Consider the following 11529-nt stretch of genomic DNA (forward strand, 5'->3'; position numbering starts at 1 on the left):
GTACGTTTTGCCGGCCCACCTGGTGTGGACCGACGCCCGACCGAGGGTCGGATAGTGCTGGTGCTCAGCCTTCGAGGCCCTGGCGAGCGCCCTCGAGGCGGCTCGCGACGGTGCCGTCGATGATCTCGTCGCCGATCTGGACCCGGACACCGCCCTGGACCGCGGGGTCCACGTCGATGTTCAGGTGCACCGAACGGCCGTACAGACCGGCCAGGGCGGCGGCGAGCCGCTGCTTCTGGACGTCCGACAGCGGGATCGCGCTGGTGACCAGGGCCACCACGCGGCCCCGCCGGGAGGCGGCGAGCTTGGAGTAGGACTCCAGGCCACCCTCCAGGCTACGACCACGCGGGTTGGTGACCAGGCTGGTGACCAGGCGGACGGTGCCGGCGTTGGCGCGGCCGCCGAGGAGCTTGCGCACCAGCGCGGCCTTGGCGGCGGCGTCGGCCTTCGGCTCGGTCAGCGCGGCGCGCAGCTCGTGCGAGCCCGCCACCACCCGGCCGAAGCGGAACAGCTCGTCCTCGACGTCGTCCAGCGCGCCCGCCTTGTCGGCGGCGATGACCTCGGCGTACGCGGCGAGCTCCTCGACCGCGTCGACCAGGTCGCGCGGGCCGGACCAGCGCGAGCGGACCAGGCCGGAGACCAGGTCGACGGCCTCGCCGGAGACCTGGCCGTTCAGCAGCGAGGCGACCAGCCGGGCCTTGTCCTGACCGGACCGCGCGGGGTCGGTCAGGACGCGGCGCAGCGAGACCTCGCGGTCCAGCAGCGCGGTGACGGCGGCGAGTTCCTCGGCGAGCTTGGCCGCGTCCACCGAGGTGTTGTCGGTCAGGCTCTCGAGGTTCTCGCGGCCGGCGGCGAGTGCCTCACGGCTCGCGCCGATCACTTGGACGCACCCTGGGCGGCGGCGGCCTTGGACTCCAGCTCGTCCAGGAAGCGGTCGATGACACCGCTCTGGCGGGCGTGGTCCTCCAGCGACTCACCGACGATGCGGGAGGCCAGCTGGGAGGCCAGCGAGCCGACGTCCTGGCGCAGGACGGCGGTCGCCTGCTTCTTGTCGGCCTCGATCTGGGCGTGGCCGGCGGCGACGATGGCCTCGCGCTGGCGCTGGCCCTCCTCGCGCATCTCGTTGATCAGGACAGCGCCCTGCTCACGGGCGTGCTCGGTGATCCGAGCAGCCTCGTGGCGCGCCTCGGCGAGCTCGGCGCGGTACTGCTCCAGCAGGGCCTGGGCCTCGGCCTGAGCGGTCTCCGCGCGCTTCATGCCGCCTTCGATGGCGTCACGGCGCTCCCCCAGCACCTTCTCGATGCTGGGGAGGAGCTTCTTGCCGAGGATGCCGAAGACGATGAAGAAGCAGAGCAGGCCGATGATGACCTCGGGCCACGCGGGGAGAAGAGGGTTCATCTTCTCTTCTGCCGCGAGGAGAACCTCGGGGGCCATATCAGAACCTTTCGTCGGAAGTGACTACCGGTGCGCCTGGCTCACTGGCCGTAGACGAACGGCATGACGATGCCGATCAGGGCGAGGGCCTCGGTCAGGGCGAAGCCGATGAACATGTTCGAGCGGATCAGGCCGGCAGCCTCGGGCTGACGGGCCATCGCCTGCACGCCGTTACCGAAGATCAGACCGACGCCGATGCCGGGGCCGATGGCGGCGAGGCCGTAGCCGATGGAAGCGACGGAACCGGAAACCTCAGCGAGAGCGGACATCTCAGCTAATCCTTTGCGGGGATGGGATACCGGTGGGTGTTGGCCACCGGGAGTTCGTGGGCGCGGCCGGGGCCGCGGGAATCAGTGCGCCTCTTCCAGGGCACCGGCGATGTAGCTGCTGGCGAGCATCACGAAGATGTACGCCTGCAGGAACTGCACCAGCAGCTCGAAGGCGGTCAGACCGACGGCCACCACGAAGGACACCGAGCCGTACAGGGCGCCGATGGTGGGGCTGAGCAGGTACCACGAGGCCACCGAGAAGACGACGATCAGCAGGTGACCGGCGAACATGTTGGCGAAGGCTCGGACCGCGAGGGTGAAGGGGCGCACGAAGATGTTCGAGAAGAACTCGATCGGCACCAGGATGAACATGACCCAGCCCGGGATGCCCGACGGCCAGCAGAGGTTCTTCATGCCGCCGACGAAGCCGTGCTTCTTGAAGGTCAGCGCCATGTACGTGATCCAGACGACCAGCGCGAGTCCGGCGGGGTACGCGATGCGCGACATCACCGGGAACTGGGCGAACGGGATGATGGACATGATGTTCATGATCCACACGAAGAAGAACATCGAGACCAGCATCGGGACGTACTTCTCGCCCTTTTTGCCGATGGTCTCCAGCACGATGCTCCGCTTGACGAAGTCGTACCCGATCTCGCCGACCAGCTGGAGCTTGCCCGGGAGCAGCTTCGGCTTGGCGAACGCGGCCCAGAAGAAGCCGACCACCAGCAGGGCGCAGATGATCGACAGCAGCATCGGCTTGGTGAAGTCGACTCCGCCCACCGAGAAGATCGGCTTGAAGTCGAACTCACCGAGGCCGGGGGCCGGGAAGCCGCAGCCGGAGTCGAAGTGGCAACCGGCCTCGGAGGCGAGCTGAACGTCAGCACCCACCACAGACTCCTTCGTTCTGACGCATGGTTACGGCAACCTCGGTGTGTCGGCGTGGCCGTCGGCCACGGTGCGGCACTGGAACTAGTTGGATTTCTCGCTGACCCGGCGCGGCGCATATCCCCACCGCGGGATCTTCGAAAGCTTCGTGGAGCCGGGGGGCGATCCGTCCGATTCTCGGAGGGACCTGGCCGCTTCCCGTACTCCGCCGTTGGGACGGACGATAGCAGCCCGTCAGGAGGGCATAAACACCGCCCCCCTCGTGAGGGGGACGGTGTGCCCCGCTCACGATTGACGCCCTGATTTCGGCTTGCCGTCGGGTTCCACGTAGAAGGTCTTGGCCTTGAGCCAGCCCCGCACCTGGAAGCACATCCAGACGAGCACCAGGCCGAGCAGGGAGAACCCGAAGACCTTGTGGTCGAAGAAGGTGAGGTGTTTGGCCACCGCGAGCAGGACGCCGATCACCAGGATCTGCGTGGTGTAGACCAGCATGGCGATCGGCATCAGCATCTGCGGGTTGTTCCGGCCCAGCCGGTCGAGCGCGGTCTGGCCGGCACCGAAGAAGAGGATCACGACCACCGTGGCGAGCAGGGCGCCGAGCAGACCCTTCCCCTGCGCGACGACGAAGGCGATCGCCATGGCGACCACTCCGGCGACCGCAGTGGGAATTGCGGCGCCTCGGAGGATCCGGGCGTCGTGGGACGGCATGTCGGCAACTCCGGCGGCATGTCGGAAACGGGGGGCAGATACACGGGGTGCGAGGACGCCGCCGCGGACGGCCGCCTGACGGCGGGCCCGACGAGGGAGACCGACCGGGGACGGAAGTCCTCCACCTGTCAGGTCTTTCGGCGTGTTCTCGGTACTCGTGAACGGTATCACAAACTATTTGATGAGAGCTTTACCATGAACGTGTGGTACCTGTCACACCGTAGGCCCACAAGTGCCGCCGAACGGGTGCCGCCGAACGGCCCAGCGGGAGTTGACGTCCGGTCAGGAACGCCGCTCGCCGTGCTGGCCGGCCGCCGTCGCGCCCGTCCCGAGCCGTCCCAGCAGGGCCTTGTCCTCGGCCGACAGCTCGGCCATCGCGGGCGCGTCCCCGCCCGCGTCCGCGGCGGTCGGGGCGTCCTCCCCGGCGGTCGCCGGAGCACCCGCCGCGGCACCCGGTTCGCCGTCCCGGTAGCGGGGCGGCACGAAGGACTGGACGGCCTTCGGCGCGCGCGGCCGGAACCGCGGCATCAGCAGCACCGCGAGGCCGACCAGGCACAGGCCCGCCATGGTGAGGACCACCGTGCGGCCGGTGTGGGTGATCGACACCGCGACGGTGCCGAAGGCGATCAGCGCGGCCCAGAAGTACATGATCAGCACGGCCCGGCTGTGCGAGTGCCCGACCTCCAGCAGCCGGTGGTGCAGGTGCTGCTTGTCCGCCGCGAACGGCGACTTGCCCGCCCAGGTGCGGCGCACCACGGCCAGCAGCAGGTCGGCCAGCGGCAGCGCGATCACCGTCAGCGGCAGGATCAGCGGGATGTAGATCGGCACCAGGGCGTGCACGGCGGTGGTCTGCGAGCCGACCTGCTCGGTGATCAGGTCGGGGTCGACCCGGCCGGTGATGGAGATCGCCGCGACGGCCAGCATCAGGCCGAGCATCATCGAGCCGGAGTCGCCCATGAAGATCCGCGCCGGGTGCAGGTTGTGCGGCAGGAAGCCCAGGCACATGCCGATCAGCACCGCGGTGAACAGCGCGGCGGGCGCGGCGTCGTTGATCCCGTAGCCGAGCCAGAGCCGGTACGAGTACAGGAAGAAGGCCATCGCGGCGATGCAGACCATGCCGGCCGCCAGGCCGTCCAGGCCGTCGATGAAGTTCACCGCGTTGACCATGACGACCACCAGCACGACCGAGATCAGCATGCCCTGGGTCGGCGTGACCGGGACGGAGCCGTAGCCGGGCACCGGGATGGCGATGACCGTGATGCCCTGCCAGACCATCACGCCGGCGGCGATCATCTGCCCGCCGAGCTTCACCAGCGCGTCCACGCCCCACTTGTCGTCCAGGACGCCCAGCACGAACATGATCCCGGCCCCGGAGAGCAGCGCCTTGATGTCCGCGCTCTGCACGAACAGCCGCCCGAGGTTGGTCAGTTGGGACGCCGCCAGCAGGCCGGCCAGCAGGCCGCCGAACATGGCGATGCCGCCCAGCCGCGGGGTCGGTTCGCGGTGCACGTCGCGGGCCCGGACGGCGGGCATCGCGCCGGCCGCGATGGCGAACTTCCGCACCGGGCTGACCAGCAGGTAGGTGACCGCCGCCGAGACGAACATCACCAGCAGATACTCACGCACCACTGGCCTCCAGGGTCACGCTCGGACGGACGAGTACGCAGGGTACTCCCGTGCTGGTTCGGGGTTCGGGGTGCGTCGCCACGGACCACACCTTATTGACTCCGACGCCCGGCTCCCGCATCGCGGTTCTCCCGGAGCCGCCCGGACCCCGCGCCGACCCCGCACCGGACCGCTCAGCGCCGCCCGGCGAAGGCCCGGGCCAGCTCCCGCACCCGCCCGCGCACCGGCTCGACCGCCTCGCCGCGGAGCACCCGGCCGAGCAGTTCGCCGACCTCGCCGAGCTCCGCCTCGCCCATCCCCTGGGCCGCGCACGTCCCGGTGCCCAGCCGGATCCCGGAGGTCTCGGCGGGCGGCGCCGGGTCGTACGGGACGGCGCACCGGCCGAGCATCAACCCGGCTGCGGCGCACCGCCGTTCGGCCTCCACGCCGGTCAGGCCGAGGGCCCGGACCGAGGCCGACACCAGGTGGGTGTCGGTGCCGCCGGTGAGCGGCGGCGCCCCGGCGGCGCCCAGCGCGGCGGCCACCGCCCGGGCCCCGGAGACCGCCCGGCGAACGTAGCCGGTGTACTCCGGGGTGGCGGCCTGGGCCAGCGCCACCGCCTTGGCGGCCACCTCGTGCACGGCCGCCCCGCCCTGGCTGAACGGGAACACCGCCCGGTCGATCCGGTCGGCCAGTTCGGCGGTGCACAGCAGCAGCCCGCCGCGCGGGCCGCGCAGCAGCTTGTGGGTGGTGGCGACGGTGACGTCGGCGTGCGGCACCGGGGAGGGGGCGGCGCCGGCCGCGACCAGTCCGGCGGTCTGCCCGGCGGCGGCGATCAGGTAGGCGTCCACCTCGTCGGCGATCTCCCGGAAGGCGGCCCAGTCGACGTGCCGCGGGTAGGAGATGCCGCCCGCCACGATCGCCTTCGGGCGGTGCTCGCGGGCCAGTTCGCGGACCTGGTCGAGGTCGATCAGGCCGTCGTCGGCGCGCACCCCGTAGCCGTGGAAGCGGAACCAGCGGCCGGAGAAGTTGGCCCGCGAGCCGGCGCTCAGGTGGCCGCCGTGCTCCAGCGACATGGCGAGCACCGCGTCGTCCGGCCGCAGCAGCGCCGCGTAGGCCGCCAGCATGGCCGAAGTCCCGGACCGGGGCTGGACGTTGGCGTGCGGGGCGGCGAACAGTTCGCGGGCCCGGTCGATCGCCAGCAGCTCCACGGTGTCGGCGGGCGCGCAGCCGGTGTGGTGGCGGCGGCCCGGGTAGCCGTCGGCGTACTTGTCGACCAGCGGGCCGGTCAGCGCGGCCAGCACGGCGGGGGTGGCCAGGCTCTCCCCGGCGAGCAGTTGCAGGCTCCCGGCCCGGCGTTCGTCCTCGGCGGCCAGCAGGTCGGCGATCAACGGGTCGGCCGCGCGCAGGGCCTCGGCGGCCTCCCAGTGGGCGGGGCGGGCATCGGCGACCGTCATGGTGCGGCTCCAGGCTGCGGTGCGGGCAGATTTTTCCAGCGTAGGTCGGCCTCCGCCGCCCGGCCCGCCCGCGCGCGCGGGCTTGCGCCTTTCCGGTTGCCGCCACCGCCTGCGCACGCAGTCTTCACGAATCCCCCACGGAAACTTTAGTGGAGGGCGCTCAACTCAGCGGGCCACACCCGTCAGTGCGGTCACCACCGGGTCCAGCGCGTCGAATATCTCCTCGCCGCAGTTGCGGAACATCCCGATCGGGGCCCCGTACGGGTCCCTCAGCTCGTCGAACTCGGGCGCGGAGGCCAGCAGCCAGCCGCGCAGGGCGGCGGCCGAGCGGACCAGTGCGCGGGCGCGCTCGGTCAGCCGCGCGCCGTCCCTGGGGTCCGGCAGGGTGCGCGGGTCGACCCTTTGCACCAGACGGGTGAACTCCTTGATGGTGAAGGTGCGCAGACCCGCCGCGTGCCCCATCGAGATGACCTGCGCCCGGTGGTCCAGGGTCGCGGTCAGCACCAGGTCGGCGTCTATCACGTGCTCGTCCAGCAGCTCCCGGCCCGCGAAGCCGGCGCTGTCCGCGCCGTACTCGCCGAGCACCGTCGCCGCGTGCGCCTCCATCGGGGCGCCCTCGTGGCCCCAGGTGCCGGCGCTCTCCACCACGATCCGGCGGCCGGTCCCGGCGCCGAGCCGGGAGTCCAGCTCCAGCCGGGCCAGGCGCTCGGCGATCGGGGAGCGGCAGATGTTCCCGGTGCAGACGAACAGGATGCGGAAGGTGTCCAGCGCGGGCGGCCCCGGCTCCGCGAAGGGTGCCAGGGCGCCGCCCGCTCCGTACAGGGGGGCAGCGGCGGTCAACTGCCGGCCTCCACGTCCGGAACGACCTCCCTCAGCTGCTCGACGCTGATCGCGCCCGACCGCAGCACCACCGGCACCTTGCCGGTGACGTCGACGATGGTCGAGGGCGTGCCGTAGTCCGCCGTCCCGCCGTCCAGGTAGATCGACACCGCGTCGCCGAGCTGGGCCTCGGCCTCGTCGCAGGTGGACGGGGACGGGCCGCCGGTCTTGTTGCCGGAGGAGACCGCGAGCGGGCCGGTGGCGTTCAGCAGCTCCAGCACGACCGGGTGCAGCGGCATCCGGACCGCGACGGTGCCCCGGGTCTCGCCCAGGTCCCAGCGCAGCGAGGGCTGGTGCCGGGCCACCAGGGTCAGGCCGCCCGGCCAGAACGCGTCCACCAGCTCCCAGGCCTGCTCGGAGAAGTCGGTGACCAGCCCGTGCAGCGTGGTCGGCGAGCCGACCAGCACCGGCGAGGGCATGTTCCGGCCCCGGCCCTTGGCCTCCAGCAGCGCGCCGACCGCCTCCGGCGAGAAGGCGTCCGCGGCGATCCCGTACACCGTGTCGGTCGGCACCACCACCAGCTCCCCGCGGCGGATCGCCGTGGCGGCCTCACGCAGCCCGCTCGCGCGGTCCTGGGCGTCGGAGCAGTCGTATCGGCGGCTCATCGGAGCAATCCCCTTCCGGTGAAAGTCAGTGGTACGTACGGCGTGGCCGTGCTCAGAGCGAGGCGCGCCGAGCTGTGGTGAAGCGCGGGCGGTTGTTGAGGTCCCGGTGGTCGGCGGCGTCCGTCCAGCCGCCCTCCTCGCGGAAGATCCACGGGACCTGCCCGCCCTGGGTGTCCGCGTGCTCGATCACCACCGCGCCGCCGGGCCGCAGCAGCCGGGCCGCGACGCGTTCGATGCCGCGGATGGTCTCCAGTCCGTCCTCGCCGGAGAACAGCGACATCTGCGGGTCGTGGTCGCGGGCCTCGGGGGCGACGTACTCCCACTCGGTGAGCGGGATGTACGGCGGGTTGCTGATCACCAGGTCGAACCGGCCGTCCCAGCCGCGGTCGTCGACGAAGGCCCGGGTGGCGTCGCCCTGGTGCAGGTGGACCCGGGCGCGGTCGGGGCTGGCCTCGACGTTGCGGCGGGTGTAGGCGAGGGCGCCCTCGTCGAGTTCGAAGGCGTGCACGGTGGAGCGGGGCAGTTCCTGGGCGAGGGCCAGCGCGATCGCCCCGGAGCCGGTGCACAGGTCGACCACCAGCGGTTCGGCCACGTCCATCGCGCGGACCGCGTCTATCGCCCACTCGACCACCGACTCGGTCTCCGGCCGGGGAACGAACACCCCGGGCCCGACCTCCAGTTCGAGGTAGCGGAAGAACGCCCGGCCGGTGATGTGCTGCAGCGGCTCGCGCTGCTCGCGGCGGGAGACCGCTTCCCAGTACCGGGCGTCGAAGTCCCCGTCCGGCACGGTGTGCAGCTGGCTGCGCTTCACCCCGTGGGTGTGCGCCGCCAGCTCCTCGGCGTCGAAGCGCGGCGAGGGCACGCCGGCCGCGGCCAGGCGCTGGGTGGCCTGGGCCACCTCGGCGAGCAGCAGGTTCATACCCTCGGGCCCCTTAGCTCCTAGGCTCAGTTCTCCTGCGCGGCGGCCAGCTTGGCCGCGGCGTCGGCGTCCACGCAGGACTGGATGACCGCGTTGAGGTCGCCGTCCAGCACCTGGTCCAGGTTGTACGACTTGAACCCGGTGCGGTGGTCGGAGATCCGGTTCTCCGGGAAGTTGTACGTCCGGATCCGCTCGGAGCGGTCCACGGTGCGCACCTGGCTGCGGCGGGCGTCGGACGCCTCCCGCTCGGCCTCCTCCTGCGCGGCGGCCAGCAGCCGCGAACGCAGGATGCGCATCGCCTGCTCCTTGTTCTGCAGCTGGCTCTTCTCGTTCTGGCAGGACGCCACGATACCGGTCGGCAGGTGGGTGATCCGGACCGCGGAGTCGGTGGTGTTCACCGACTGCCCGCCGGGGCCGGAGGAGCGGTAGACGTCGATCCGCAGGTCGTTGGCGTGGATCTCCACCTCGACCTCCTCGGCCTCCGGGGTGACCAGCACGCCCGCGGCGGAGGTGTGGATCCGGCCCTGCGACTCGGTCGCGGGCACCCGCTGCACCCGGTGCACGCCGCCCTCGTACTTCAGCTGCGCCCAGACGCCGTGGCCCGGCTCGGGGTTGCCCTTGGTCTTGACCGCCACCGAGACGTCCTTGTAGCCGCCGAGGTCGGACTCGTTGGCGTCGATGATCTCGGTCTTCCAGCCGAGCCGCTCCGCGTAGCGCAGGTACATCCGCAGCAGGTCGCCGGCGAACAGCGCGGACTCCTCGCCGCCCTCGCCCGCCTTGACCTCCAGGATGACGTCCTTGTCGTCGTTGGGGTCGCGCGGCACCAGCAGCAGCCGCAGCTCCTCGGTCAGCTCCTCCTGCCGGGCCTCGGACGCCTTCGCCTCGGCGATGAAGTCCGGGTCCTCGGCGGCGAGTTCGCGCGCGGCGACGATGTCCTCGCCGGCCTGCTTCCAGGCCAGGTACGTCCGGGTGATCGGGGTCAGCTCGGCGTACCGCTTGGCCAGCTTGCGGGCGTTCGCCTGGTCGGCGTGCACCGACGGGTCGGCCAGCCTCTTCTCGAGGTCGGCGTGCTCGACGAGGAGCTCTTCGACTGCCTCGAACATCGGTCTGTCCTACTTCCGTGAGTGTGCCGCGGGGGGAGCTTGGGGGGAGGGACGCGAACGGCGCCGGCCCGGACGCCTCCGTGCACGAGCACGGGGACGTCCGAGACCGGCGCCGTGGAAGCGCTAGGCCTTGCCGCCGGAGAGCTTCTTGCCGAAGCGCGCCTCGAAGCGGGCCACGCGGCCACCGGTGTCCAGAATCTTCTGCTTGCCGGTGTAGAACGGGTGGCAGTTCGAGCAGACCTCGGCGCGGATCTCGCCGCTGGTCTCGGTCGAACGAGTGGTGAACTCGTTGCCGCAGGTGCAGGTCACCTTGGTGAGGACGTAGTCCGGGTGAACGTTGGACTTCAAGGGATTCTCCTAGCTGATCGGGAGGGCACCGGGTCGGCGGACATCGACTGCCGCTCGTGAACCGGGACCGACGGACCAGTGTGCCAGCACTGCCCGCATCTTCCCAAACCGGGAGGCGGATCCGGCTATTCCGCTCCCCCGCCCGCCACCGCCGGCCGGGACGCCCGGGCCGTCGCGGGGACGGAGACCGAGGCCGAGGCCGACGCGGGGGCCGATCCGGAGGCGGATCCGGGGGCCGATCCGGAGGCGGACGGCGAGGCCATCGCCGGGTTGGCCGGCTGCTGCTGGAGCACCTGCTGCGGCACCGCCTGGTCGGTCCGCAGCGCCGTCCACAGCTGCTGGGCGTCCGGGGTCTTCGGGACCACCCGGTTGGGGTCGCTGACCGCGTACGCCACCGGCAGGGTGACCATGGTGAGCTGGTCCGGCCCGATCTTCTTGACCGTCTGCGCCATGCCGACCAGCGAGCTCACCGAGGCCAGGTCGGAGTCGGTGGTCAGCGAGCTGGTCAGCTTGTCGCCGAGATTCCACATCGCCACCGGGTTGGAGGTCAGGCCGAGCGAGCCGATCTGCCCGAGCATCGCCTTGACCATCTCCTTCTGCAGCTCGATCCGGCCCAGGTCGCTGCCGTCGCCGACGCCGTGCCTGGTCCGGACGAAGGCCAGCGCCTGCGCGCCGCCCAGGTGGTGGGTGCCGGGGTCGAGGTGCAGCCCGCTGTCCTTGTCGTCGATCGCCACCGTGGTGGTGACGTCCACCCCGCCGATCGCGTCGATCAGCGCGGCGAAGCCGGTGAAGTCGACCTCGACGAAGTGGTCCATCCGCATCCCGGTGAGCTGCTCGGCGGTCTTCACCGCGCAGGCCGGGCCGCCGACCTCGTACGCGGAGTTGAACATCGCGCTGCGGACCGCGGCGACCTGCGTGCCGTCGGGGGCGGTGCAGGCCGGGCGGGACACCAGGGTGTCGCGCGGTATGGAGACCACCGAGGCGGCGGTGTGCGCCTGGTTGACGTGCACGACCATCGCGGTGTCCGAGCGGGCGGTGTCCCCGGTGTCGCCGCCCGCCAGGCTGCCGTTGGCGCCGGAGCGCGAGTCGGAGCCCAGCACCAGCACGTTGAACGCCCCGCCGGTGGAGGCGGGCGGCCGGGCGGTGCCCAGCTGGCCGGAGATGTCGACGCTGTGGATGTTCCCGTTGAGCTTCCAGTAGGCGATCCCGCCCAGTCCGGCACCGACCAGGACGAGGCCGGCCAGCGCGAACAGGGCGATCCGGAGCCCGCGGCGACGCGGGGGGCGCTGCTCGGTGTTCTCGGCCATATCGCCT

At 71.6% G+C, this 11529-nt stretch carries 13 protein-coding genes; all 13 read right to left on the minus strand.

Going from position 1 to position 11529, the window contains the following annotated elements; translation table 11 throughout:
• Positions 1-64: 64 nt before the first annotated feature.
• Positions 65-880, minus strand: a complete 816-nt coding sequence (locus IH44_RS0102675) for a F0F1 ATP synthase subunit delta (RefSeq protein ID WP_030457723.1) — start codon at positions 878-880, stop codon at positions 65-67.
• Positions 877-1434, minus strand: coding sequence for a F0F1 ATP synthase subunit B (locus tag IH44_RS0102680; protein ID WP_030457724.1), 558 nt, complete (start codon positions 1432-1434; stop codon positions 877-879). The genes IH44_RS0102675 and IH44_RS0102680 overlap by 4 nt, the downstream gene beginning before the upstream one ends.
• A gap of 41 nt (positions 1435-1475) precedes the next feature.
• Positions 1476-1703: an ATP synthase F0 subunit C gene (gene atpE / locus IH44_RS0102685; protein WP_014138091.1), complete on the minus strand. Its 228-nt coding sequence runs from the start codon at positions 1701-1703 to the stop codon at positions 1476-1478.
• 81 nt (positions 1704-1784) lie between these two features.
• Positions 1785-2597, minus strand: a complete 813-nt coding sequence (gene atpB, locus IH44_RS0102690; protein WP_369794882.1) for a F0F1 ATP synthase subunit A — start codon at positions 2595-2597, stop codon at positions 1785-1787.
• Between the two features lie 279 nt (positions 2598-2876).
• Positions 2877-3299, minus strand: a complete 423-nt coding sequence (locus IH44_RS0102695) for a hypothetical protein (RefSeq protein WP_030457726.1) — start codon at positions 3297-3299, stop codon at positions 2877-2879.
• A 282-nt stretch (positions 3300-3581) separates the two neighbouring features.
• Positions 3582-4925 (minus strand): MraY family glycosyltransferase, encoded by a 1344-nt coding sequence (locus IH44_RS0102700; RefSeq protein WP_030457727.1) that lies wholly within the window; start codon positions 4923-4925, stop codon positions 3582-3584.
• 173 nt (positions 4926-5098) lie between these two features.
• Positions 5099-6361: a serine hydroxymethyltransferase gene (gene glyA, locus IH44_RS0102705; RefSeq protein WP_030457728.1), complete on the minus strand. Its 1263-nt coding sequence runs from the start codon at positions 6359-6361 to the stop codon at positions 5099-5101.
• 165 nt (positions 6362-6526) lie between these two features.
• Entirely contained in the window at positions 6527-7162 is a 636-nt protein-coding gene (locus IH44_RS0102710) for a low molecular weight phosphatase family protein (protein ID WP_051816494.1), read from the minus strand.
• 35 nt (positions 7163-7197) lie between these two features.
• On the minus strand, positions 7198-7845 hold the full coding sequence (locus tag IH44_RS0102715; RefSeq protein ID WP_030457730.1) for an L-threonylcarbamoyladenylate synthase: 648 nt from the start codon (positions 7843-7845) through the stop codon (positions 7198-7200).
• 52 nt (positions 7846-7897) lie between these two features.
• Positions 7898-8764, minus strand: coding sequence for a peptide chain release factor N(5)-glutamine methyltransferase (gene prmC / locus IH44_RS0102720; protein WP_030457731.1), 867 nt, complete (start codon positions 8762-8764; stop codon positions 7898-7900).
• A gap of 26 nt (positions 8765-8790) precedes the next feature.
• Positions 8791-9867, minus strand: coding sequence for a peptide chain release factor 1 (gene prfA / locus IH44_RS0102725; protein ID WP_030457732.1), 1077 nt, complete (start codon positions 9865-9867; stop codon positions 8791-8793).
• A 123-nt stretch (positions 9868-9990) separates the two neighbouring features.
• Positions 9991-10215 (minus strand): 50S ribosomal protein L31, encoded by a 225-nt coding sequence (rpmE, locus tag IH44_RS0102730; protein WP_014138082.1) that lies wholly within the window; start codon positions 10213-10215, stop codon positions 9991-9993.
• 125 nt (positions 10216-10340) lie between these two features.
• On the minus strand, positions 10341-11522 hold the full coding sequence (locus IH44_RS0102735; RefSeq protein WP_232794796.1) for an LCP family protein: 1182 nt from the start codon (positions 11520-11522) through the stop codon (positions 10341-10343).
• Between the last annotated feature and the right edge of the window lie 7 nt (positions 11523-11529).

Source organism: Kitasatospora sp. NRRL B-11411 (genome assembly GCF_000721345.1).
GTDB lineage: Bacteria > Actinomycetota > Actinomycetes > Streptomycetales > Streptomycetaceae > Kitasatospora > Kitasatospora cineracea.